The sequence below is a fragment of the Flagellimonas aurea genome, from assembly GCF_017313785.1.
In the GTDB taxonomy this organism is placed as follows: domain Bacteria; phylum Bacteroidota; class Bacteroidia; order Flavobacteriales; family Flavobacteriaceae; genus Flagellimonas; species Flagellimonas aurea.
Map to the genome: position 1 here is coordinate 138,173 of NZ_JAFLNL010000007.1, position 25,006 is coordinate 163,178.

At 42.1% G+C, this 25,006-nt stretch carries 25 protein-coding genes and 1 tRNA gene; 14 read left to right on the forward strand and 12 right to left on the reverse strand.

From position 1 onward, the window contains the following. The first annotated feature begins 4 nt into the window (after positions 1–4). Genes J0656_RS13130 through J0656_RS13140 form a run of 3 tightly spaced genes read left to right on the forward strand, consistent with a single transcriptional unit; the run spans position 5 to position 2,576 of the window. Positions 5–1,159: a DegT/DnrJ/EryC1/StrS family aminotransferase gene (locus J0656_RS13130; protein ID WP_207034646.1), complete on the forward strand. Its 1,155-nt coding sequence runs from the start codon at positions 5–7 to the stop codon at positions 1,157–1,159. A gap of 2 nt (positions 1,160–1,161) precedes the next feature. Continuing rightward, positions 1,162–2,178, forward strand: a complete 1,017-nt coding sequence (gene galE, locus J0656_RS13135; RefSeq protein ID WP_207034648.1) for a UDP-glucose 4-epimerase GalE — start codon at positions 1,162–1,164, stop codon at positions 2,176–2,178. Between the two features lie 41 nt (positions 2,179–2,219). Further along, entirely contained in the window at positions 2,220–2,576 is a 357-nt protein-coding gene (locus J0656_RS13140; RefSeq protein WP_207034651.1) for a hypothetical protein, read from the forward strand. A gap of 7 nt (positions 2,577–2,583) precedes the next feature. Here the strand turns inward: J0656_RS13140 and J0656_RS13145 are convergent, their stop codons facing one another. Further along, positions 2,584–3,684 carry an acyltransferase family protein gene (locus J0656_RS13145; protein ID WP_207034653.1) on the reverse strand — a complete coding sequence of 367 codons (1,101 nt, stop codon included), beginning with the start codon at positions 3,682–3,684 and terminating at the stop codon, positions 2,584–2,586. A gap of 207 nt (positions 3,685–3,891) precedes the next feature. Between J0656_RS13145 and J0656_RS13150 the strand changes: the two genes are divergently transcribed. Further along, positions 3,892–6,696, forward strand: a complete 2,805-nt coding sequence (locus J0656_RS13150; RefSeq protein ID WP_207034655.1) for a 2-oxoglutarate dehydrogenase E1 component — start codon at positions 3,892–3,894, stop codon at positions 6,694–6,696. Positions 6,697–6,718: 22 nt separating this feature from the next. Continuing rightward, on the forward strand, positions 6,719–7,954 hold the full coding sequence (gene odhB, locus J0656_RS13155) for a 2-oxoglutarate dehydrogenase complex dihydrolipoyllysine-residue succinyltransferase (protein WP_207034657.1): 1,236 nt from the start codon (positions 6,719–6,721) through the stop codon (positions 7,952–7,954). 70 nt (positions 7,955–8,024) lie between these two features. On the opposite strand, the gene J0656_RS13160 is transcribed toward odhB, so the two are convergent. Continuing rightward, entirely contained in the window at positions 8,025–8,465 is a 441-nt protein-coding gene (locus J0656_RS13160; protein ID WP_207034659.1) for a retropepsin-like aspartic protease family protein, read from the reverse strand. Positions 8,466–8,540: 75 nt separating this feature from the next. On the opposite strand from J0656_RS13160, the gene J0656_RS13165 reads away from it, so the two are divergent. The 9 genes from J0656_RS13165 (at position 8,541) to J0656_RS13205 (ending at position 14,263) form a co-directional block, all read left to right on the forward strand. Next, entirely contained in the window at positions 8,541–9,140 is a 600-nt protein-coding gene (locus J0656_RS13165) for a hypothetical protein (RefSeq protein ID WP_207034661.1), read from the forward strand. Between the two features lie 4 nt (positions 9,141–9,144). Continuing rightward, positions 9,145–9,912 carry a TatD family hydrolase gene (locus J0656_RS13170; RefSeq protein ID WP_207034663.1) on the forward strand — a complete coding sequence of 256 codons (768 nt, stop codon included), beginning with the start codon at positions 9,145–9,147 and terminating at the stop codon, positions 9,910–9,912. Positions 9,913–9,915: 3 nt separating this feature from the next. Continuing rightward, positions 9,916–10,947, forward strand: a complete 1,032-nt coding sequence (locus tag J0656_RS13175) for an asparaginase (protein ID WP_207034665.1) — start codon at positions 9,916–9,918, stop codon at positions 10,945–10,947. Between the two features lie 66 nt (positions 10,948–11,013). Next, a tRNA-Ser gene (locus J0656_RS13180) sits at positions 11,014–11,101 on the forward strand. A 77-nt stretch (positions 11,102–11,178) separates the two neighbouring features. After that, positions 11,179–11,907 (forward strand): MotA/TolQ/ExbB proton channel family protein, encoded by a 729-nt coding sequence (locus J0656_RS13185; protein WP_108246355.1) that lies wholly within the window; start codon positions 11,179–11,181, stop codon positions 11,905–11,907. Positions 11,908–11,933: 26 nt separating this feature from the next. After that, positions 11,934–12,371 carry a hypothetical protein gene (locus J0656_RS13190; protein WP_207034667.1) on the forward strand — a complete coding sequence of 146 codons (438 nt, stop codon included), beginning with the start codon at positions 11,934–11,936 and terminating at the stop codon, positions 12,369–12,371. A 10-nt stretch (positions 12,372–12,381) separates the two neighbouring features. Further along, complete coding sequence (locus tag J0656_RS13195; protein ID WP_207034669.1) at positions 12,382–12,987, forward strand: ExbD/TolR family protein; 606 nt, start codon at positions 12,382–12,384, stop codon at positions 12,985–12,987. 14 nt (positions 12,988–13,001) lie between these two features. Continuing rightward, positions 13,002–13,484, forward strand: coding sequence for an ExbD/TolR family protein (locus tag J0656_RS13200; protein ID WP_108246352.1), 483 nt, complete (start codon positions 13,002–13,004; stop codon positions 13,482–13,484). A gap of 71 nt (positions 13,485–13,555) precedes the next feature. Next, positions 13,556–14,263 (forward strand): porin family protein, encoded by a 708-nt coding sequence (locus J0656_RS13205; RefSeq protein ID WP_207034671.1) that lies wholly within the window; start codon positions 13,556–13,558, stop codon positions 14,261–14,263. On the opposite strand, the gene J0656_RS13210 is transcribed toward J0656_RS13205, so the two are convergent. From J0656_RS13210 to rplM, 10 genes are all read right to left on the reverse strand, one after another. Next, positions 14,258–14,860: a hypothetical protein gene (locus tag J0656_RS13210; protein WP_207034673.1), complete on the reverse strand. Its 603-nt coding sequence runs from the start codon at positions 14,858–14,860 to the stop codon at positions 14,258–14,260. The two genes, J0656_RS13205 and J0656_RS13210, sit on opposite strands and share 6 nt — an antisense overlap. Beyond that, positions 14,860–16,317 (reverse strand): RNA polymerase factor sigma-54, encoded by a 1,458-nt coding sequence (rpoN, locus tag J0656_RS13215; protein WP_207034676.1) that lies wholly within the window; start codon positions 16,315–16,317, stop codon positions 14,860–14,862. The genes J0656_RS13210 and rpoN overlap by 1 nt, the downstream gene beginning before the upstream one ends. 48 nt (positions 16,318–16,365) lie before the next feature. Then, positions 16,366–17,799, reverse strand: coding sequence for an asparagine--tRNA ligase (gene asnS, locus J0656_RS13220; RefSeq protein ID WP_207034677.1), 1,434 nt, complete (start codon positions 17,797–17,799; stop codon positions 16,366–16,368). Between the two features lie 90 nt (positions 17,800–17,889). Then, complete coding sequence (locus tag J0656_RS13225; protein WP_207034679.1) at positions 17,890–20,289, reverse strand: efflux RND transporter permease subunit; 2,400 nt, start codon at positions 20,287–20,289, stop codon at positions 17,890–17,892. 75 nt (positions 20,290–20,364) lie between these two features. Next, positions 20,365–20,919, reverse strand: coding sequence for a ribosome recycling factor (frr, locus tag J0656_RS13230; protein WP_207034681.1), 555 nt, complete (start codon positions 20,917–20,919; stop codon positions 20,365–20,367). A gap of 42 nt (positions 20,920–20,961) precedes the next feature. Then, on the reverse strand, positions 20,962–21,669 hold the full coding sequence (gene pyrH / locus J0656_RS13235) for a UMP kinase (protein WP_207034683.1): 708 nt from the start codon (positions 21,667–21,669) through the stop codon (positions 20,962–20,964). Between the two features lie 132 nt (positions 21,670–21,801). Next, the gene (gene tsf, locus J0656_RS13240) at positions 21,802–22,626 is read right to left on the reverse strand and encodes a translation elongation factor Ts (protein ID WP_207034685.1); all 825 of its coding nucleotides are present in this window, start codon (positions 22,624–22,626) and stop codon (positions 21,802–21,804) included. 80 nt (positions 22,627–22,706) lie between these two features. Next, positions 22,707–23,762: a 30S ribosomal protein S2 gene (gene rpsB, locus J0656_RS13245; RefSeq protein WP_207034687.1), complete on the reverse strand. Its 1,056-nt coding sequence runs from the start codon at positions 23,760–23,762 to the stop codon at positions 22,707–22,709. A 225-nt stretch (positions 23,763–23,987) separates the two neighbouring features. Then, on the reverse strand, positions 23,988–24,374 hold the full coding sequence (gene rpsI / locus J0656_RS13250; RefSeq protein ID WP_207034689.1) for a 30S ribosomal protein S9: 387 nt from the start codon (positions 24,372–24,374) through the stop codon (positions 23,988–23,990). Next, on the reverse strand, positions 24,374–24,829 hold the full coding sequence (gene rplM, locus J0656_RS13255) for a 50S ribosomal protein L13 (RefSeq protein ID WP_207034691.1): 456 nt from the start codon (positions 24,827–24,829) through the stop codon (positions 24,374–24,376). The genes rpsI and rplM overlap by 1 nt, the downstream gene beginning before the upstream one ends. Positions 24,830–25,006: the final 177 nt, after the last annotated feature.

Below are 25,006 nucleotides of genomic sequence, written 5' to 3' on the forward strand. Positions count from 1 at the left end.
TCGGATGAAAAAAATTCAAATGGTTGACCTAAAAGGTCAATATGAAGGTATAAAAACGGAGGTCAATGATGCCATTGCGGAAATCTTGGATTCTTCTGCATTTATAAACGGGCCCCATGTACAGGCCTTTCAAAATGAGCTACAGGAGTATTTGGACGTTAAACATGTGATTCCATGTGCCAATGGCACCGATGCACTGCAAATATGTATGATGGGCCTTGGACTGAAACCGGGCGATGAGGTGATTACAGCTGACTTTACCTTTGCGGCGACCGTGGAAGTAATCGGTCTGCTGCAATTAACACCTGTTTTGGTAGATGTAGAGCCCGATACGTTTAATATAGATGTGAAAGCCATCGAAAAGGCGATTACCCCTAAAACAAAGGCAATCGTTCCTGTTCATCTATTTGGGCAATGCGCCAATATGGACGAAATTATGGAATTGGCCAAAAAACATGATTTATATGTCATTGAAGATAATGCGCAGGCCATAGGAGGTTCTTATTTTTCCAAAGACGGTTCTAAACAAAAGGCAGGCACAATCGGAAATGTAGGGGCAACATCGTTCTTCCCATCAAAAAATTTGGGCTGTTATGGAGATGGCGGCGCTATTTTTACCAACGATGATGATTTGGCACATATTATCCGTGGTATTGTAAACCACGGCATGTACAAAAGGTACTACCATGATGTAGTCGGGGTAAACTCCCGATTGGACTCCATTCAGGCTGCTGTTCTAAGGGCCAAATTGCCCAAGTTGGACCACTACAATCAAAAACGTTGGGAGGCAGCATCAAAATATTCCAAGGCATTTAAGGGGCAGGAGCATATCATTGTTCCAAAGATTTCCTGCGGTTGCGATACGGAGAAAAGCGTTTGCGATTGCCATGTATTTCACCAATATACATTACGGATCACCAATGGCAAAAGAGACGCGCTTGTGCAACATTTAAATGATAACGACGTTCCTTGTGGTGTATATTATCCGGTTCCGTTGCACAAACAGAAAGCTTATGTGGACGACCGATACAACGAAGATGATTTTCCTGTGACCAATCAATTGGTGAACGAAGTGATTTCTCTTCCGATGCATACCGAGCTGGATGATGAACAAATTGAATATATAACCAGTTTGGTAATCGACTTCGTAAACAAATAAAAATGAAAATACTCGTAACTGGCGGTTTGGGCTTTATTGGCTCCCACACCGTTGTTGAACTACAGAATGAAGGTTTTGAAGTGGTTATTGTGGATAACCTTTCCAACTCATCCATTAATGTTTTGGATGGTATTGAGGCCATCACAGGAAAGAAACCTCTTTTTGAAGAATTTGACCTTCGTGATAAGCCCAAGGTCCAAGATTTCTTCCAAAAACACAGTGATGTTGCCGGTGTAATTCATTTCGCGGCATCAAAGGCTGTTGGAGAAAGCGTGGAAGAACCCCTTCTGTACTACGAGAACAACCTTGGTGTATTGGTCTATATCCTTCAAGAGTTGAAGAAAAAGGGTGGTGCAAGCTTCATCTTTAGTAGTTCCTGCACGGTTTATGGCCAAGCGGATGAAATGCCGATAACTGAGTCAGCCCCAGTTAAACCTGCTGAATCCCCATACGGGAATACCAAGCAAGTGGGAGAGGAAATTATTAGGGATACCTGCAAGGTAAACCCAGACCTTAAAGCCATTGCATTGCGATATTTCAATCCGATAGGAGCGCATCCATCAGGAAAAATTGGAGAATTGCCCATCGGTGTTCCTCAAAACTTGGTTCCTTTTATCACCCAAACAGGCATTGGACTTCGCGAGCAGCTTTCTGTTTTTGGCGATGATTACCCCACGGAAGATGGCACATGTATCAGGGATTACATCCATGTGGTTGATTTGGCCAAGGCGCACGTAGCGGCATTGCAACGTCTTTTGAAAGATGAAAATGAAACTAACTACGAAGTCTTCAATCTCGGAACAGGGACCGGAAGCTCCGTTCTGGAGGTCATCCAAAGTTTTGAGCGAGTTTCCGGCGAAAAGCTAAATTATAAGATTGTGGATAGAAGGTCGGGAGATATAATCCAAGCCTATGCCGATACCAAAAGAGCCAATGAAGTGCTTGGGTGGAAAGCAAAATCCAGTCTGGATGATGCCATGAAATCTGCTTGGGAATGGGAGAAAATAGTAAGAAGTTAAGTCGGAATAATCCCAAATCTTGATTTGTACGTAGATAGAGTATGCTTCCCAACTACAATAACAGTTTGGAGTTGCTGGAAAGTGTCCAGCAAGAGCAGCTCTATCAAAAACTTTTGATGCAGCTCAAAAAAGATTTTGAATTGGCCAATGTGCCCATTAATCTTCCTTTGGATATAGCTCCCGAAGAACTGAAAAGTATCATTCACGAAAAAATTTACTTTTTGATTGTGGAAAAGTTCCCGGAATATCTCAACCTATTATATGTGGTGGATATTTCGGAAAATGAAATTAAAAGGATAGCTCCATCCGATGTTGTTGACATTTCGGCCGAGGTATCCTTTTTGTTGTTGAAAAGGGAATGGCAAAAAGTGTGGTACAAGGCCAAATATAGCCGCTGACCTTTGGTCATACCTTCACATAGATGCCTTTTTTGTCCATAAAGTAGCCCACGACCCAACAGGTGAACATGATCCACAAGGCAAATAACAAAGAGCCCATATAACCACCGGACCAAGAAATGAACACGTTGTCGGCAATCCATCTATATAGCGAACCATCTTTGGTGTTGATTGCGTAAAGTGATATCACAAATACTTCGGACAACAGATAAATGAACAAGGTGTTTTTGCCGAAGACCTCAAAAAAGTAGCTCCAACTTTTTGCTTTCCTCATATCCAAAATATAGATGAGTATGGCAATCGCCATCAGGTCGATTCCGCAAGTAAGCAGTACAAAAGAGCTTGTCCACAGTTTTTTGTTGATGGGAAGAATCAGGTCCCATGCCAATCCAGCGAAGATCAGGGTAAAGCCCACCATCATCAATTTGGCCACTGTTTCATAATTTTGGCCGTTGTTCTGGATAAATCTACCCGCCAAATAACCAATAATTACGTTTACAATAGCTGGCAGTGTGCTGAGCAATCCTTCAGGGTCAAAAGCTATGCCCTCGCCATGGTACATGTGGCTCGGTCCAATTAGCCATTCATCCAGTTTAAGGACAGCATTCTCTGTCAGTGTGAGGTCCCCAAAACCGATCAGAATCAGATGGTAGCCAACCAAAAATGCCAAGCTCAGCCAAATGGCCGTTTTTGTCTTTACAAAATGAAGGATTATGGAGGCGAACATATAGCAGAGCGCAATACGTTGAAGAACGCCAAATACTCTGGTTTCCGAAAATGGCTTCAACTGTCCTTCATCAAAAAACGGATACCAATACATTAAAAATCCCAAAAGAAAAATAATGGCGGTTCGCTTCAATATTTTTTTAAATACAGCCCCATTTCCCATAGCTTCATACTTTTTCATGCTAAAGCTCATGGAGTTTCCAACAACAAAGAGGAAAGTGGGAAAAACAAGGTCGGTCAACGTAAAACCGTTCCATTCGGCATGTAATAATGGTGAAAAGGAGGTAGAACCATTTCCTGGGGAGTTGACTATGATCATCAAGGCAACATCAAGGCCCCTGAAAACATCGAGGGAGAGGTATCTGTTTTTGAGTTTGGACATGTTTGGTTGGTTTAGGGTCGGTCAAGTTAAATTATTTTTAGTTTCCACTGTTAATTTCAGTTAAAAATTTCATTTTTATTGCTTTACCGTTTATTCTGTGATATAGTTGTAAATTTGAGTAAGAAAATCACGGGAATACAAGCATATAAATGCTAAAACCCGTATTTTTGACAAAATTTTCCATAAAGTTTTGGAGAAACAGAAAGAATGGACAAATATTCATTTTTAAACGCTGCGCACACTTCATTTTTTGCGGAGCAATACGATAAATATCTAACGAATCCCGATCAAGTAGAGCCCAGTTGGAGGGCTTTTTTTCAGGGTTTTGATTTTGGTCTGGAAGGATCCCTCGAAGATTTGGGAATCGAATCGGATAAGGGTGATGGCGGCATGGTCGTGCTTTCCAATGGACGGAAAGTAGAAATGCCGGAAACCTTGCAAAAGGAGTTTCAGGTCATCCGCCTAATCGATGGTTACCGTTCCCGTGGGCACCTCTTTACCAAAACCAACCCGGTAAGGGAAAGGCGCAAGTATGAGCCTACCTTGGACATAGACAACTTTGGTCTTACCCAAGATGATCTGGACACTGTTTTTGATGCTGGAAAGATATTGGGCATTGGCCCTGCATCCCTAAAGGAAATCATACGCCATCTGGAAAGCATTTATTGCGATGCCATTGGGGTGGAGTATATGTATATCCGCACTCCGGAACGCATCCAGTGGATTCAGGATTGGCTCAACAAGAACGATAATCATCCCGATTTTACACCGGACGAGAAAAAGAATATCCTCCGTAAGTTGAACGAGGCCGTTTCCTTTGAAAGCTTTTTGCACACCAAATATGTGGGGCAAAAGCGATTTTCGCTGGAAGGCGGTGAATCTCTGATCCCGGCATTGGACGTGATCGTTGAAAAGGCTGCGGACAAGGGAGTAAAACAGTTTGTGGTCGGAATGGCCCACAGAGGTCGTTTGAACGTATTAACCAATATTTTTGGAAAGTCGCCCAAAGACATCTTCAGTGAGTTTGATGGTAAGGATTACGAGGAAACCATCTTTGATGGTGACGTAAAATACCACTTGGGATGGACCTCAAAACGTGAGACCGACTCTGGGAAAATGGTAAATATGAACATTGCCCCGAACCCTTCGCACCTAGAGACCGTGAACTCTATCGTTGAGGGTATTTCCAGAGCTAAGCAGGACCGCGATCATGGGGACAATATTTCTGAAGTATTACCGATTTTGATTCATGGTGACGCCGCTTTTGCTGCCCAGGGAGTGGTCTACGAAGTGATTCAGATGGCCCGTTTGGATGGTTACACCACAGGAGGGACCATTCATATTGTGGTAAATAATCAGATTGGATTTACTACAAATTATTTGGATGCAAGGTCCTCGACCTACTGTACCGATGTGGGCAAGGTTACCCTTTCGCCTGTACTTCACGTAAATGCTGATGATGCAGAGGCCGTGGTACATGCCACCACCTTTGCCTTGGAATATAGAATGCGGTACAAGCGGGACATTTTCTTGGATCTATTGGGATACCGTAAATATGGACACAACGAGGGTGATGAGCCCAAGTTTACCCAGCCGTTGTTGTACAAATCCATATCAAAGCATAAAAACCCAAGGGATATTTACGCAGAGAAGTTGATAGCAGAAGGCATTATCGACGAGAACTACGTAAAGGAACTTGAAGAAAAATATAAGAACGATCTTGAGGAGAATCTTTTGGATTCCCGAAAAATCGAGAAGACCAGAATAACCCCGTTCATGCAAGATGAATGGGAAGGGTTTGAGCAAGTGACCGAAGAGGTAATGCTGAAACCTATGGACACTTCCTACGATCTTAAAAAGTTGGATGAGGTTGCCAAGAGTATCACCAAATTGCCAGAGGATAAAAAATTCCTGAGGAAATTGGAGCGATTGGTGGAAGGTCGCCATGCCATGTATTTTGAGGATAATAAACTCGATTGGGCCATGGGCGAACTTTTGGCCTATGGATCGTTGATCGAGGAAGGTTACGATGTTAGGATGACAGGCCAGGATGTGGAAAGGGGAACCTTCTCGCACAGGCATGCGGTCATCAAAACCGAAATGCACGAGGAAGAAGTGGTGCTGCTGAACGAGATGGGAGACAACCAGAATGGGAAATTCCATATCTATAACTCCTTACTGTCAGAATATGCCGTTATGGGATTTGATTATGGCTATGCCATGGCAAGTCCGAAAACATTGACCATATGGGAGGCACAGTTTGGGGATTTCAGTAACGGTGCACAGATTATTATAGATCAATATTTGTCCTCGGCGGAGGATAAATGGAAATTGCAGAACGGATTGGTCCTTTTGTTGCCCCACGGTTATGAAGGTCAGGGAGCGGAGCACTCATCTGCACGTATGGAGCGATACTTACAGCTTTGTGCCAAGGATAATATGTTCGTGGCGGATGTGACCACTCCGGCAAACCTGTTCCACTTGTTCCGAAGACAAACTAAGGCCAACTTCCGTAAACCATTGGTGGTATTTACGCCAAAAAGTTTGTTGAGGCACCCAAAAGTAGTCTCCACCAAAGAAGAAATGGCCAACGGTAGTTTCCAAATGGTGATAGATGATGCCGATGCAAAAGCGACCAAAGTAAAAACATTGGTGTTCTGTACCGGTAAATTCTATTATGATCTTCTGGACAAACGCGATGAACTGGAAAGGGACGATGTAGCTTTGGTACGTGTGGAGCAATTGTTCCCTTTGCCTGCCGAAGAAATGCGAAGCATTATCAAAAAATACAAGAACGCTGACGATATTGTTTGGGCGCAGGAAGAACCAAGGAATATGGGGGCATGGGGCCACATGTTGATGCATCTGGACGAGGCCAAACAGTTTAGGGTGGCATCCCGCAGGTTCTACGGAGCGCCCGCCGCTGGTAGTGCCGTGCGTTCAAAAAGACGTCATGCCCAAGTATTGGACTACGTTTTTGACAAGAGTAAGGACAACATGCAAATAAGATAATTCAAGTATAAACTATAACAGAATGGTTTTAGAAATGAAAGTTCCCTCACCAGGGGAATCCATTACAGAGGTAGAAATAGCCGAGTGGTTGGTAGAGGATGGAGACTATGTGGAGAAGGACCAGGCCATAGCCGAAGTAGATTCGGACAAGGCAACATTGGAGCTTCCTGCAGAGGAGAGCGGAATTATTACCCTTAAGGCCGAAGTCGGGGATGCCGTAGCTGTTGGCGAGGTGGTTTGCCTCATCGATACAAGCGCCGAAAAACCCGGAGGCTCATCGGATAAATCAGATAAAAAGGAAGAATCCAAGAAAGAGGAGTCCAAAAAAGAAGAAACAAAGAAGGAAGCGCCAAAGAAAGAGGAACCCAAAAAGGAAAGCTATGCTTCCGGTACCCCATCACCAGCGGCCAAGAAAATATTGGACGAAAAAGGAGTCGACCCTTCATCAGTTTCTGGAAGTGGCAAAGATGGAAGAATTACCAAGGATGATGCGGTAAAAGCCGTTCCATCCATGGGAACACCTACTGGCGGTAACCGCGGCGAAAGTCGTTCCAAATTGTCCATGTTAAGAAGAAAGGTGGCCGAACGATTGGTTTCTGCCAAGAACGAGACCGCGATGTTGACCACATTCAACGAAGTGGATATGTCCGCGATCTTTGAATTGAGAAATCAATACAAGGAAGAGTTCAAGAACAAACATGGTGTAAGTCTTGGATTCATGTCCTTTTTCACCAAAGCGGTAATCCGTGCCTTGGAAATGTATCCGGCCGTTAACTCTATGATCGATGGCAAGGAAATGATTACGTACGAATTCTGTGATATCAGCATTGCGGTATCAGGACCAAAAGGTTTGATGGTTCCCGTAATCAGAAATGCGGAAAACTTGACGTTCAGAGGAATCGAATCCGAAGTAAAACGTTTGGCCATCCGTGCAAGAGAAGGTGAAATTACTGTTGATGAAATGACAGGAGGTACCTTTACCATTACCAACGGAGGTGTGTTTGGTTCCATGTTGTCCACTCCTATCATCAACCCACCACAAAGTGGAATCTTGGGAATGCACAACATTGTAGAGCGTGCCATTGTTAGGGATGGCGCCATTGCCATTGCACCGGTAATGTACGTAGCACTTTCTTATGACCACCGTATTATTGACGGTAAGGAATCCGTAGGGTTCTTGGTGGCTGTCAAAGAAGCATTGGAAAGTCCAGAAGAATTGTTGATGGACGGAAACGTGAAAAAAGCGTTGGAATTATAATCTAAATATTAAATAGAAAAGTCGCTGAGCAAAGTCGAAGCGATATCGTGAAATCTATAAGCAAATGCCTTTACTTTTTTAAGTAGAGGCATTTTTTATTGTAGTCGATTACGGCCTTACCTTTTTTCAGTAGATCCGCGCCTATGATTCCATCAACGGGCAGGGCATTGTGGGAAACTAAAGCTTGGTTCACATGGGTAAGATCAAAAAGAACGACCTTCTGTTTTTTCTTTTTCCAGTCCCCGATCTGTATTTTGTTCTTAATGGAGATCAAAGTTTCCATTTCCGAAGCACCAGCTCCAGCGGCTTTAATGTCCGTAGCTTCCGAGGCCATTTCAAAAAATGCAATTTTGTCCATCCCCACGCAGGTATTGGATGCTCCGGTGTCCAAAATAAACTTGCCCGTAACACCATTGATACTGGCAACGAGTTCAAAATGGTTGGTCTCGGTCAATACCAAAGGTATTTTAATGTAGTCTTTGGATTTAAGGAATTTTTTGAGTGATGCCATAGGGAAATATACGCTTGAGGAATCTTTAATCCGAACAAAGTTTTGGGACGTCTAAGATAAGCCTATTTTTGTGTTATGATTGAATTCAGCTTTAAGAAGATTGCCGTCATCGCTGTGTGCGTGGTAATCACCATGTCCTGTAATCAGAAGGATAAGGAAATGGACACGGTGAAAATTGCCGAAAATTACGTCAGTGCCCTGAACACATCCGATTATAAGGAACTGGTCGGGTTGTTTTTGGACAGCATACGGTTTAATGAAATGGACCATGTGAGGACTTTTAGTAAAGAGGGCTATCGTTCTTTGTTTCAGTGGGATTCCGTGTTCCGTCCAAAGTATAAGATCTTGGATATTAACAAAAGCGGGGACAGCCTTGAATTAAAAGTCTCAAAGGCGTGTGATAGGATTCTTTTTCTGCAAGAAGAACCCTTCGTTAGCCGTGAAATCATGAAAATCAAGAATGGCAAAATTTATAGTATTGATATCGTCGAATATGTCGATTTCAAGGATTCTTTGTGGGCCGATAGGCGGGAAAATTTGGTGTCTTGGATAGCTGAGCATCATCCTGAATTGGATGGGTTTATTTATGACCAAACCAAGGAAGGTGCAGTAAAATTTCAAAAGGCCATAGCTTTTTACAGGACCAGAAAGGATTCAATACGTGTTCAAGAATAATAGAATGATCATAACCGATACCCACACCCATTTATATAGTGAAGCCTTTGACGAGGATAGAGATGAGATGATGCAGCGGGCCCTTGATGCCGGGGTGGAACGCTTTTTTATCCCTGCTATCGATTCAACCTATACCCAATCCATGTTGGATTTGGAATCCGATTATCCGGACAACGTGTTTTTGATGATGGGACTTCACCCTACTCATGTCAAGGAAAACTATAAAGACGAACTGGCCCACGTAGAAGAGTGGTTGGATAAGAAAAAGTTTTACGCCGTGGGCGAAATAGGGGTGGACCTGTATTGGGACAAGACCTTTTTAAAAGAGCAGCAGGAGGCCTTTGCCCATCAGATTCGGTTGGCGAGAAAGCATCAGTTGCCCATAGTGATTCATTGCCGTGATGCCTTTGATGAGGTGTTCGAGGTCTTGGAACAGGAAAAAGGAGAGGGTCTCTTTGGGATTTTTCACTGTTTTACGGGGAGCTTGGAACAGGCGCATCAGGCTATATCATACGACATGAAGCTGGGCATTGGAGGAGTGGCCACCTTTAAAAATGGTAAAATAGATCAGTTCTTGGACCAAATCGACCTGAAGCATATTGTTCTGGAAACCGATGCACCATATTTGGCACCGGCACCCTATCGTGGAAAACGGAACGAAAGCTCGTACATTATCAAGGTATTGGAAAAACTATCATCCATGTATGGTATGCCAGAAGAAGAAATCGCTGCAATCACCACAGAAAACTCCAAAGAAATATTTGGAATCTGATCTATGAAAAAGAAGACCAACATATTACTGATCTATACGGGAGGAACCATTGGTATGGTGAAGGACTATAAAACCGGTGCGCTCAAGGCGTTCAATTTTGAGGAACTGGTGAAAAATATTCCCGAGCTGAAGCAATTGGATTGTAACCTAAGGGGTGTCTCTTTCAGTGATCCCATCGATTCATCGAACATGAACCCCGGTTATTGGGCACAGATTGCTTCCATAATTGAAGAGCACTACGAGGAAAATGATGGTTTTGTGGTGCTTCATGGTAGCGATACGATGAGTTACTCTGCGTCGGCACTTAGCTTTATGCTCGAGAATTTGGAGAAGCCGGTAATTTTTACTGGATCGCAATTGCCTATTGGGGATCTACGTACAGATGCCAAGGAGAACCTGATCACGTCCATCGAGATAGCCGCCCTTCAGAAAAAGGGGAAACCCATTATACGCGAGGTCGGTCTATATTTCGAATATAAGCTCTATCGTGGCAACAGGACCACCAAAATAAATGCGGAACATTTTGAAGCTTTCAATTCCTTAAACTATCCTCCCTTAGTGGAGTCCGGTGTCCATTTAAATGTCCACGACAACTATTTGATAAAAAAGGTGACCAAAAATAAGTCGCTCCAAGTACATAAAAAGATGGATGATCGGGTTGCGATTTTGAAACTTTTCCCCGGAATCAATCAAAATGTACTGCAATCGGTGCTGAATATTCCCGATTTAAAGGCATTGATACTAGAAACCTATGGTGCTGGAAACGCTCCAATGGACGAATGGTTTTTGAATGCGATAAAAAAAGCCGTGGAAAATGGATTGCACATGATCAACGTTACCCAATGCTCTGGCGGCAGTGTTTCTATGGGGCATTACGAAACCAGTGAAAAACTGAAGGAGATGCAACTGGTTAACGGCAAGGATATTACAACTGAGGCTGCCATAACAAAAGCGATGTACCTATTAGGGACGGGGGTTCCCGACAAATTGTTCAAGACAATTTTTGAGACGCCCCTTCGTGGTGAGATGGTGTAAAATTAACGCATCAAATTTCTATAACTAATAATTTTTTCGTTTATTGGTCGGCCTAAATGGAACAATAGAGAGGTGGCCGAGTGGTCGAAGGCGCACGCCTGGAAAGTGTGTATACACCAAAAGTGTATCGAGGGTTCGAATCCCTTCCTCTCTGCTAGGTATTTTAATTTTTCAATTGTAAAATTTTTATATCTTTATATTATTAACTAACTAAATTTAAGTTTAAGTAAAATGAAAAAAATATCCTTTACTCTGGCTGCTGCTGGAATGTTTGTGATGGGAACAACAACTGCATCTGCAGCAATGTTACAAGAAGAAGCTGAAGCCAGCGCTAGCTTCACCCAAGTATTGAAAGAGCAATTTATCCAAGGGGGTCCTGCCTTCATGGGAATTGTACTTCTTTGTTTGATCTTGGGATTGGCTGTTGCCATCGAAAGAATTATTTATTTGAATTTGGCAACTACCAACTCTACCAAATTGAAGCAACAAGTTGAGGACGCTTTGGCTTCTGGTGGTGTTGAGGCAGCCAAAGAGGTTTGTAGAAACACAAAAGGACCAGTTGCTTCTATCTACTATCAAGGTTTGGATAGAGTAGATGAAGGACTTGAGTCTGCTGAAAAAGCTGTTGTGGCTTACGGTGGTGTTCAAATGGGACAATTGGAGAAAAACGTTTCTTGGTTGTCTTTGTTTATCGCTATTGCTCCAATGCTTGGGTTCATGGGTACGGTAATCGGTATGATCGCGGCCTTCCAGAAAATTGCAGCAGTAGGTAACCTGAGTGCATCTTTGATTGCAGGAGATATCCAGGTAGCGTTATTGACAACCGTATTCGGTTTGATCACGGCGATTATCCTTCAGATTTTCTACAACTACATTATTGCTAAAATCGATAGTATCGTAAACGATATGGAAGACAGCTCAATCGCTTTGATTGATATGTTGGCTGCCCACAAGAAATAATTACGAATTAAAAACTATCGAGAATCATGAATAAAATAGTAAAAATATTGCTCATCGTCATCGGATTGGTAGCGGCCGTACTTTGGTTCTCTCTTCCGTCTGCCGATGATCCAAATGCCATTAACAGTGGCGCGATGAACTTCATGTTCATTATTATGTATATCCTTTTGGCTATTGCTGTGATTACTTCAGTAGTGTTCGGGTTGGCAAAATTGTTCACCACAAAAGGAAGTGTCAAGAAAGCCCTTTTCGCCATTGGCGGGTTAGCTATCATCGTAGCTATATCTTATGGGATTTCTTCGGACAATATGGCTGTGGTTGAAACAATGTCCGAAAGAGGTATTGAAACCACGGAAGGAACTGTGAAAAACATTGGAATGGGATTGAACGTATTTTTCATCCTAACCCTTATTGCGGTAGTTCTGATGATAGTACCAGGTTTGAAAAGAATGTTTGTAAAGTAAAAATTGAATTATGCCTAGAAGAAAAGGTGCGCCGGAAGTAAATGCCGGTTCCATGGCGGATATTGCATTCCTTCTGCTGATCTTTTTCTTGGTGACCACCACCATAGAAACTGACGCAGGTTTGGATCGTATGTTGCCGCCGATTGAGCCGCCAGAGCAAGATGTTGTGATTAAGCAGAAGAATATTTTTACTGTTAACATCAACAGGAATGGACAGCTTTTGGTTGAGGATAATTTGATGGAAATTGAGGATTTGAGAGAAGCCGCCACCGCCTTTTTGGAAAACGGTGCCGATGGATCTTGTACTTATTGTAAAGGTAAGAAGGATCCTTCTTCATCAGATAACCCGACAAAAGCGATTATTTCATTGAAGAACGACAGGGAGACCAAGTATAGTACGTATATTACTGTTCAGAACGAGTTAGTAGGTGCGTATAACGACTTGCGTAACCGTGAAGCACAGCGTTTGTATGGACAGGACTTTACAACTATGGAATCAAAATATTTGGATCCAGAGACTCCATCAAACGTGAGAGATGACCTGAAAGACAAAGTGAAACGTATCCAAGAGATGTTTCCACAGAAGCTTTCAGAGGCAGAAACAACAACCGATTAAAAACTATATTTAATATGGCTAAGTTTACCAAAAAGAAGGAAGGAGATTTACCAGCGGTGTCAACAGCTTCGTTGCCAGATATCGTTTTTATGCTACTTTTCTTCTTTATGACAGTGACCACGATGAAGGATAGTTCTTTAATGGTTGCAAACACCCTTCCAAATGCATCTGAAATAAAGAAGCTCGAGAAGAAGGATCGCGTTATTTATATTTATGTAGGGACACCTACTCAAGAATATCAAAAGGTTTTTGGTACAGAGCCAAAAATCCAATTGAATGATAAATTTGCCAATGTGGACGAAGTAGGTTCATTTATTTTGGCAGAACGTGCAAAGAAACCGCAAGAACTTCAAAATGTATTGACTACTGCTTTGAAGGTTGATAAAGAGGCCAATATGGGCCTTATTACCGACATTAAGCAACAATTGAGAGAAGTAAATGCCCTTAAAGTGAATTATACCACTTATGAGGGAGATGCTTTTAACAATCTACAGTAGGCAATAGCTTAGATTTAGTGGGAAACGCTCCAAATTTTTAATTTGGGGCGTTTTTTGTTTTAAATTGTCACATGATTCAGTTGTTTTACAAGATTTCGATTATTTCACTTTGCATGTTGTGCTCTTGTTTTGTTTTGGGCCAATCAGCTACAGATAGCACACAGGTACAACCCGTGGATAACAGTTATCTGGAAGACCAGTTTTATATAGGTGTTGGATATAACGTGCTGTTGAATAGTCCTGATGCACTCGACCAGCGTAACCTTTCCTATAATCTGCAACTTGGTTTTATCAAGGATATTCCGCTCAACAAAAGGAGAAACTTTGGATTTGGTGTTGGTTTGGGCTACGCCGCTAATTCCTACTATTCCAATATGGGGGTTACAGAGGACGGTGATGTAAGGACTTATCAGATTGTAGATGATGAGAACTTTAACCGTAGTAAGTTGGAAACACATGCGATAGAATTTCCTCTAGAGGTTAGGTGGCGTACATCTACAGCAACAGAATATAAGTTTTGGAGAATATATGCAGGAGCCAAATTGGGGTATGTGTTTTCTGGGAGATCCAAATTGGTTGCTGATGAGGGAAATGTTTCCTTCTCAAATGATGACATTAATACACTACAGTACGGCCTTATGCTGAATTTTGGATATAATACATGGAACATCCATGCTTATTATAGTTTAAATCCTTTGTTGAAAGAAGGGGTTTCAATTGCAGGTGAATCCATCGATTTAAGAGTTCTACGGGTCGGACTCACCTTTTATATTCTATAGCCAGTATTTGAGAATAATAAGTTGGGAGCAGCATCCTAGCATAAAACCAATCAATAGCTCATTTTTTGTATGGGCATTTAGGTATAATCTGGATGTAGCTACCATTCCGGTAAATAAGGTAAACAAACTAATGGCGATGGTAATATTAATTTCAAAATGAATGCTCAGCGCTACCATAAAGGTCAGAATACTTCCCATCCCTAAAAGGTGCATACTGGTCTTGAACCGAAAAAACAACAGGACAATGGTAGCCGTGGTAGCCGTTAAGAGCCCGGTAAAGTAATAAAAGAGCTCGTGTACGTAATTATTGGGTATTACCTTGTACAATATCATCAAAAAGATAATGCAGCTAATATAGAGCGGATATTTGCGTTCTTGAATGGTCGGTAAAAATATGGAATTGATTACACCGAGATTTTTCAAGATCAGAAAAAAAATAATCGGAATAATCACCGTTAGTATAAAAATGGGGAGTATGTTCCCACTTTGGGTCTCTAAAGTGCTGTAAGGAGCCACCAAAAAATACACTATAGTTCCTCCAATCGGTATGAACAACGGATGGAATAGGTAAGATATAATGTTGTATACGTGGCGCATTATATTTCTTTTCGTAGCCTTGCCACTGGAATATCTAGCTGTTCCCGGTATTTGGCTACGGTTCGTCGGGCAATAGGATACCCTTTTTCTTTTAGAATCTTGGCCAATTTTGCATCAGTAAGAGGTTTCTTCTTTTCCTCATCGCGAATAACGGTCTCCAAAATCTTTTTGATTTCCCTTGTAGATACATCCTCTCCCTGCTCATTTTTCATGGCCTCTGAAAAGAAATCCTTTATCAGTTTGGTACCATAAGGAGTGTCCACATATTTACTGTTGGCCACCCTTGATACGGTGGATACGTCCATGTCTATTTTATCAGCTATATCCTTTAGGATCATGGGACGCAACTTGCGCTCGTCCCCCGTCATAAAGTACTCTTTTTGATATTCCATGATGGTGCTCATGGTAATGTACAGTGTCTGTTGGCGCTGCCTGATGGCGTCTATGAACCATTTGGCGGCATCCAATTTCTGTTTGATGAACATGACGGTGTCCTTCTGGGATTTGGACTTTTCCTTGGCGTTTTTATAGCCCTCCAGCATATTACTGTACTCTTTGGACACGTGTAGCTCTGGGGCGTTTCTCCCATTAAGGCTGAGTTCCAGTTCACCGTCCACGATCTTAATGGAAAAATCGGGAACAATATGCTCTATCATCCGGGTATTTCCTGAATACGACCCTCCCGGCTTTGGATTCAATTTTTCTATTTCAGAAATTGCTTCCTTAAGCTCTTCTTCTGAAACGTGGTGTTTTTGAATGAGCTTGGAATAATGCTTTTTTGTAAAATATTCGAAAGAACGCTCAAGTATATTGATGGCAAGTTCAACAGAAGGCTTTGGCTCCTTGCGCTTCAATTGTATGATGAGGCACTCATCCAATGAACGGGCAGCAACCCCCGGAGGGTCTAGGTCTTGAACGATTTTTAGAACCTGTTTTATTTTATCTTCCTCTACGTAAATGTTTTGTGTAAAGGCAAGGTCGTCCATTATATCTGGAAGTGGTCGGCGTATGTAGCCGCTTTCGTCCACACTGCCCACCAAAAATTCGGCAATAGCCCATTCTTGGTCATCCAGATAGACGGTATTGAGCTGGTTGAGCAAATATTGCGTAAAGGACGTGCCAGCGGCATAAGGCACCCTTTTGTCCTCATCGTCGGCACTGTAATTGTTGGCTTGGGTTCTGTAATCTGGTATTTCATCATCACTTAGGTAGTCATCAATATTGATTTCCTCCGTATCGATACTTTCATTATCATCCGATTCATCATACGTATCCTCATACATATCATCCAGAGCATCATTTTCCTCTTTTCCGCTCTCCAATGCAGGATTTTCCTCCAGCTCTTGTTTTAATCTTTGTTCAAAAGCCTGTGTGGGCAATTGAATAAGTTTCATGAGCTGAATCTGCTGTGGAGACAGTTTTTGGGAAAGTTTAAACTGTAGATGTTGTTTCAGCATACGGATTGATGATTTACAATCTTACCTTCTTAAAATAATAAAATCAAATTAAAACTCGGCGTTCTGCGGTGTTCTAGGGTAGGGGATTACATCTCTAATGTTGCCCATTCCTGTGGCAAATTGAACCATACGCTCAAATCCTAGTCCAAATCCACTGTGTACGGCAGTACCAAATTTTCTAAGGTCAAGGTACCACCAAAGTTCTTTGGCGTCTATGTCGAGTTCCTTTATTTTTTGTTCCAGCACATCCAAACGTTCTTCTCTTTGTGAGCCTCCTACAATCTCGCCAATACCGGGGAAAAGTACGTCCATGGCGCGTACGGTCTTGCCGTCCTCGTTCAATCGCATGTAAAAAGCCTTGATGTTCGCAGGGTAATCAAAAAGGATTACCGGACATTTAAAGTGCTTTTCCACCAAGAAACGTTCGTGCTCACTTTGTAGGTCCGCACCCCATTCATCAATAGGGAATTGGAATTTTTTCTTTTTGTTGGGCTTACTGTTCTTCAATATATCAATGGCTTCGGTGTAAGATACCCTTTTAAAGTTGTTCTCTACAACGAATTTCAACTTCTCGATAAGGGCCATCTCCGAGCGTTCGTTCTGCGGTTTGGCCTTTTCTTCGTCCAATAGGCGTTTTTCCAAGAATTCAAGATCATCCTGGCAATGGTCCAGTACATATTGAATAATGTATTTGATAAAATCTTCTGCAAGATCCATATTGGCATCAAGATCATAGAAAGCCATTTCAGGTTCTATCATCCAGAATTCCGCCAGGTGGCGGGATGTATTGGAGTTCTCTGCCCTAAATGTAGGTCCAAAAGTATAGACCTTGCCAAGTCCCATGGCATAGGTTTCAGCTTCCAACTGTCCCGATACGGTAAGGTTGGTCTCCTTTCCAAAAAAGTCCTCTGAGTAATCCACTTCACCAGAATCAGTCAATGGTGGTTTTTTGGCATCCAAGGTGGACACCCGGAACATTTCACCAGCGCCTTCAGCATCCGAACCTGTAATAATAGGGGCATGCATATAGTAGAATCCATTTTGCTGAAAGTAGCTGTGAACAGCAAATGAAAGTACCGACCTCACACGCATTACGGCAGAAAAGGTATTGGTCCTTACCCGAAGGTGAGCCTTCTCCCTTAAAAACTCCAACGAGTGTTTTTTTGGTTGGATAGGATAGGTCTCCGGGTCTGCCGTTCCGTGAACAAATATGTCAGTTGCCTGAATTTCCACACTCTGCCCACGGCCTTGACTTTCTTCCAAAGTCCCTGTTACTTTTAGGGCGGCCCCGGTTGAAATCTTTTTGAGCAATGCTTCGTCCAGATTTTCAAAATCGACTACACATTGGATATTATGTATGGTGGAACCATCGTTAAGGGCGATAAATCGGTTACTTCTAAATGTTTTTACCCATCCATTTACTTCAACGGAATCTCCTACGGGTTGCTTTTCTAGCAATTCTTTTATGGAATAAGACATCATTCTAAAACTATGGTGATTTAGTTGGTAAAGATAGGTTTTTGATAAAAAATGATGGCAATGGATTGGCCTAATTTATGCCGGTTGTAAACACTATTTTTCCTTGGGGTTGTCCTCGTCCTGGGGCAATATGTCGATTTGAGGTTTTTTGAGCACTTGCTTGTTGGCAATGCTTCGTTCCAAAGACAATAACAAGGAAGGTAACAGAATCAAATTGGAAAGCATGGCAAAGAGCAAGGTGGCCGATACCAGTCCTCCCAACGCTTTGGTGCCCCCAAAACTTGAGATGATAAATACAGAAAACCCAAAGAACAGCACAATGGAGGTGTAGAACATGCTCACTCCCGTCTCACGCAAGGCCGCGTACACGGACCGTTTGATGTGCCAACGATTTGCTGTGAGTTCCTGTCGGTATTTTGCCAGAAAGTGGATCGTGTCGTCCACGGAAATCCCAAAAGCGATACTGAACACCAAGATGGTAGATGGTTTTATGGGTACTCCCAAATAACCCATGAGGCCGGCTGTTATGACCAATGGCAATAGGTTGGGCACCAAGGATATGATGACCATTCTAAATGATCGGAACAGGTAGGCCATAAAAAGGGAAATCAAGCCTATGGCCAGTGCAAGCGACAATAATAGGTTTTTTACCAAATATTTAGTCCCTTTTAGGAACAATAAAGCTTTACCCGTCATAAAAACGTTGTACCTCTCGTCTGGGAATTCCTTTGTGATGGCTTGTTGCACATCTTTTTCGATTTCCTCCATGCGATCGATTTTTACATCGCGCATATAGGTGGTCAAACGGGCAGTTTGCCCTGTGCTGTCCACAAAGCTTTGTAAAAGGTCGGCCCCACCTGTAGATGACTTTTGAACAGCACTCATGATGAAGGTATTCTCTTGGCTGGTAGGGAGCTGATAGTATTTTGGAATACCGTTGTAGTACGCCTGCTTGGAATATTTTACCAGGTCAACTATAGAGATTGGTCTTGATAGTTCCGGTATTTCGTCTATAACGGTTCCCAAACGGTCCATACGTTTTAAGGTCGCTGGCTTCACCACTCCATTTTTTCGTTTGGTATCCACTACAATTTCCATGGGCATGATGCCGTCAAACTCTGCTTCAAAAAATTGGATATCCTTGTAGAAATGACTGTTCTTGGGCAAATCCTCAATCCTACTTCCCGTGATGCGCATCTGGTAAATGCCAATAATGCTCAAGACCAAAACAGCAACGGTGGTGATGTAAACTGCAATTCGATGGTTTCTAACAATGTTTTCCATCCAGTTCACAAAGTAATCCATCCACTTTTTGTTCAAGTGTTTGAGATGCTTCGTTTTGGGAAGCGGCATAAAACTGTAAATAATCGGGATGATCAATAGGGATAGGATAAAAATCCCAACAATATTAATGGAGGCTACGATACCAAATTCCTTGAGAAGGTCGCTGTCCAAAATGATAAATGTAGCGAAACCTGAAGCTGTGGTAATATTGGTCATTAGGGTGGCGTTGCCGATCTTGGATATAACCCGTTGCAACGATAATGCCTGGTTTCCGTGCTTTTTGACTTCTTGCTGATATTTATTGATCAAGAAGATACAATTGGGAATACCGATTACAATGATCAGAGGTGGAATGAGTGCCGTTAGTATAGTTATCTCGTACCTTAAAAGACCGAGTATTCCAAAGGCCCACATCACCCCAATAATGACTACGCACATGGAGATAAAGGTTGCCCTGAAACTCCTAAAGAAAAAGAAAAATATAAGGGATGTAACCAAAAGTGCACCTACTATGAACAATCCGATTTCATCAATAATGGATTTGGTGTTCCAAGTACGGATATAGGGCATCCCGGAAATGCGAACATCCATCTGGGTTTCTTGTTCAAAGTCTTCCACGAGTTCGGCAAGGTCGTTCAAGATAAACTCGTTTCTTACCGCAGTGTTCATAATGTCCTTATCCAGATAAACAATGGTCTGTATAGTTCCGCTTTCAGGATTGTACACTAAGTTATCGTAAAACGGAAGTTCTTTGAACAGGTGGTTGGTAAGGGAGTCGATTTCCTGCTTGGTCTTTGGAGCACGGGAAATCAAAGGTTCCATGGAGAAGGTCTGGGTCTCATTATCTTTAATGAGTTCCTTTAAGTTCTCTAGGGAAATCACATAATCAACCTCAGGAAATGCATCAAGCTGTTTGCTCAATGTATTCCAACGGTTAAAGTTTTTTGGTGTGAATAGGGCGGAATCCCTAATGGCAAGAACAATAGCATTGCCTTCTTCACCAAAGATTTTGGTAAAAGCGTTGTATTGAATACTAGCTGGATGGTCGTCTGGCAGAATATTGGCTTCTGTATTGGAAAACTGCATGTTTTTCCATTGCATGGCCAAAAAAACGGTAATGCCGATAACCGTCAAAAGAATCAGGATTCTATTGCGGAGTATAATGCCAGCGACCTTGGGCCAAAATCCTTTAGTGAGCTTTGCTACCATTTGGGTTTTGTTGGCCGCAAAGGTAGAAAATGATATGCTGTGTTCCTAGGAAAGTAGCTGGTCAAAATCCAAGTTTTATACCTTCATGATCTCCGCTTCTTTAGCAGTGAGGATAGCGTCGACCCTGTCGATGTATTTGTTGGTTAGTTCCTGGACATCTACCTCGGCGTTGTTCAGAAGGTCTTCGGAAATATCCAGCGCTTTCAATTCTTTATTTGCCTCTTGTCTAGCGCTTCGTATACTTACTTTGGCATCCTCGGCCTCGCCTTTTGCCTGCTTTGCCAATTGTATCCTTCGCTCTTCCGTTAATGGTGGAACGTTAATGATTATGGTTTCCCCATTGTTCATTGGGTTGAACCCCAAATTAGCATTCATGATGGCGGTCTCTATTTCACCCAACAGGTTTTTTTCCCATGGTTGAACCGACAGTGTGCGCGCATCGGGAGTATTGATGTTGGATACTTGGGAAAGTGGTGTCTGCGAACCATAATAGTCTACCATTACCGTAGAAAGCATGATGGGGCTTGCTTTACCGGCCCTAATCTTGGTCAATGCCTTTTGCAAGTGTTCAATGCTTGCTTCCATGCTTTCTTTTGTGCTATCAAGAATAAATTTTACTTCTTCGTCCATAACTTTCAAATTTATAAAATTGAAACCAAAGTATATGCCAACCTATACGTTGACCACTGTTCCTATATTTTCTCCGGATACTATTTTCATTAAGTTGCCTTGAGTGTTCATGTCGAACACTACAATGGGCAGTTCGTTTTCCTGGCTTAGTGTAAATGCTGTGGTGTCCATAACCTTGAGTCCTTTGGAAAGCACTTCGTTAAAGGAAATGGAGTCAAACTTAGTGGCATTCTTATCTTTTTCGGGGTCGGAGGTGTAAATACCATCCACGCGGGTACCTTTTAAGATGACGTCGGCTTTTATTTCGATGGCCCTTAAAACAGCGGCCGAGTCCGTAGTGAAGTAGGGGTTTCCGGTTCCGCCACCAAAAATGACCACTCTGCCTTTTTCTAGGTGACGAATAGCTCTTCTTCTGATAAAAGGTTCGGCCACCTCATTGATTTTGATGGCAGATTGTAATCGGGTCTGAACTCCCTTGAGTTCCAAAGCGCTTTGTAGGGCAAGACCGTTGATTACCGTGGCAAGCATTCCCATATGGTCGCCCTGAACGCGGTCCATCCCTTGGCTTGCGCCGGCGAGACCCCTGAAAATATTACCGCCACCTATAACTATGGCGACTTCAACACCCTTTTCGATTACAGCTTGTATTTCTTCGGCATATTCGTCCAATCGCTTGGCGTCTATACCGTATTGCTGTTCGCCCATAAGGGCTTCCCCACTTAGTTTTAATAAAATTCTTTTGTAATGCATTGAGAGTTTCTTGAAGTCCGGACAAAAATAATCAAAAATATTTATGGCAAATGAAGAATTGCAGGTTAGATCTGGGCATAAAAAAACCGCTTCGGAAGGGAAGCGGTTTTTTATATTTATTCTACTGGTGAATTAGCCAAGGGCAACTCTTGTGAAACCTGTAACTTCCAAACTGGAATCTACAGATTTAACGTATTCTGCTACACTTTGCTTGCTGTCTTTAATGAAAGCTTGGTTCACCAAAGTGTTGTCTTTAAAGAAACGGTTCAATTTACCTTTTGCGATGTTGTCCAACATAGCTTCTGGTTTTCCTTCTTGACGCAATTGATCTTTAGCGATTTCAATTTCCTTATCAATGATGGATTGGTCTACACCTTCTTCGTTAAGTGCAACTGGGTTCATTGCAGCAGCTTGCATAGCTACGTCCTTTGCAGCTTCAGCAGCACCATCAACATTGGCGGACAATCCTACCAATGTAGCGATTTTGTTCCCAGCGTGGATGTATGAACCAACGAACGGAGCGTTCAACTTGTCAAAGCTTCCGATTTCTATTTTTTCACCGATAACACCTGTTTGCTCTGTCAATTTTTCGGAAACTGTCATTCCATTGAAGGAAGCAGCTAGGAAATCGTCTTTACTGTCAAAACCAAGGGCCAAATCGGCCAAATCGTTTGCAAGTTTTACAAAGCTATCGTTCTTGGCAACGAAGTCGGTCTCACAGTTAAGGGAGATTACTACTCCTTGTGTATTGTCATCGTTCACTTTTGCGATGGCAGCACCTTCGGAAGATTCTCTGTCAGCTCTTTTAGCAGCAACTTTTTGACCTTGTTTTCTTAGGATTTCAATGGCTTGGTCAAAATCACCATCTGCTTCGACCAAAGCTTTTTTACAATCCATCATACCAGCTCCAGTAGCCTTTCTTAAATTATTTACCTCTGCGGCAGTAATCTTTGCCATTTTTCTTTTCTTTTAAAATTTTATGTAAAGTAAAACACTAAAAAAGTGTTTTTGTTTAGGACAATGTTAAATCAATGGGTTTATTCAACTCCACCTTTTACGCTGTCTTGCCATTCTTTAAGCTCATCCCACTCACCATCGGCAGCCATTTTTGCTTGTTTTGGCCAAGATGTTGGGTCTAGGTGAGCCAAAGTTGAGCTAGCTTCTGTCAAAGTTTCTTTGATGTCGTCAGCGTCAGCTTTTGCCAATTCAGCGTAAGTAGTGATTCCACTTTCTACTAAAGCCTCGGCAGCTTTAGGTCCTATACCTTCAATTTTGGTAAGGTCGTCTGCTTTAGCTTCTTTTTTAGGAGCGGCTTCAGCTTTTTTGGCTGATTTTTCTTCAGAGGATTTTTTCTCCTTTTTGGGTGCGTCCTCGTCTTTGTCTTTTCCACTACCTTTTTCGCTCTTTCGCTCTTCCAAACCTTCGGCTACTGCACTGGTTACGGATTCCAAGATAGCTTCGATGGATTTACCTGCATCGTCGTTGGATGGAATTGCGTAATCAACATCACGAGGGTCGGAGTTGGTATCCACCATTGCAAAAATCGGGATGTTCAATTTTTGGGCTTCTTTTACCGCAATGTGCTCACGCATGGTATCCACGATAAAAAGTGCACCTGGCAAACGGGTCATATCCGCGATTGAACCCAAGTTTTTGTCCAACTTGGCACGAAGACGATCAACTTGTAATCTTTCCTTTTTAGAAAGGGTGTTGAAAGTACCGTCCTTCTTCATGCGGTCGATAGAAGCCATTTTTTTAACGGCTTTACGAATGGTCACAAAGTTGGTCAACATACCACCTGGCCATCTTTCTGTGATGTAAGGCATGTTTACTTTGGATACTTTGTCCGCAACAATATCTTTTGCTTGTTTTTTTGTGGCTACGAAAAGGATTTTTCTTCCTGATGCAGCAATTTTCTTAAGGGCCTCGTTGGCTTCCTCAAGTTTTGCAACCGTTTTGTAAAGGTTGATTACGTGAATCCCGTTACGCTCCATGTAGATGTAGGGCGCCATGTTCGGGTTCCACTTTCTAGTAAGGTGTCCAAAATGCACACCTGCTTCCAGTAAGTCTTTTACTTCAATTTTACTTGCCATTTTTTGTACTTAGTTTACGTTCCGTTGTAAGTAGCAATGTGCAGGTGGTCACAAATTTTGTTCGCCCTGCCCATTTAGATGCTAAACTAGTTTCCAAAAAGTCGATAATTTTATCCCTTTTGGAACAACGACAACTTTGATTAAAAATTTAACCCTGAAATTTGGATATTTTCAGGGTTTTCAATGAACTTATCTATAATTGTGTGTCGAAACACCCAATGTATATTAACGTTTGGAGAATTGGAATTTCTTACGGGCTTTCTTTTGACCGAATTTCTTTCTTTCCACCATTCTTGGATCCCTTGTCAACAAACCCTCTGGTTTAAGGATTCCCCTGTTTTCGATATCAATTTCGCACATTGCTCTGGACAAGGCCAAACGTACGGCTTCTGCTTGACCAGTGATACCACCACCGTAAACATTTACTTTTACGTCGTAGTTTCCTTCGGTCTCGGTTAAAGTAAAAGGTTGTTTTACTTTATATTGCAATGTACCTGTGGTAAAATAATCGTTAAGATTTCTTTTGTTTACTGTAATGTTTCCAGAACCTTCGGAAACGTAAACTCTGGCCACAGCTGTTTTTCTTCTGCCTATCTTATGAACCACTTCCATTATTTGTAGTCGTTTAAGTTTATTGCTTTTGGTTTTTGCGCTTCTTGTCCGTGCTCTGCACCGGCATATACCTTAAGGTTTCTGAAAAGTTCAGCTCCAAGTTTGTTCTTTGGAAGCATTCCTTTTACAGAGTTCTCAATGATGCGCTCAGGATGCTTTTCCAATACTTCTTTCGCAGAAGCGGAACGTTGTCCACCTGGATAACCTGTGTATCTTTGATATTCCTTATCGTCCCACTTGTTTCCGGTCATGTCGATTTTCTCGGCATTGATGACAATTACATTGTCCCCACAATCAACATGAGGGGTAAAGTTGGTCTTATATTTCCCTCTAAGTATTTTGGCTACTTTAGACGCCAATCTTCCTAAGGTCTGTCCTTCAGCATCAACCAATAACCATTGCTTGTCAACAGTAGATTTATTGGCGGAAATAGTTTTATAACTTAATGTATCCACTTCTCGAATATTATTGATTTAAATAACCTATCCCGATTAACGGGCTGCAAATGTACAATTATTAGATTGAATTACAAACGGTTGATTGGGAATATTTTTTCACTTTTTTCAAATTCAATATTAAAGCATAAAAATCGGTCAAAAGATAGATCGGTAAAATGTTAAAAAGAGTTAAAA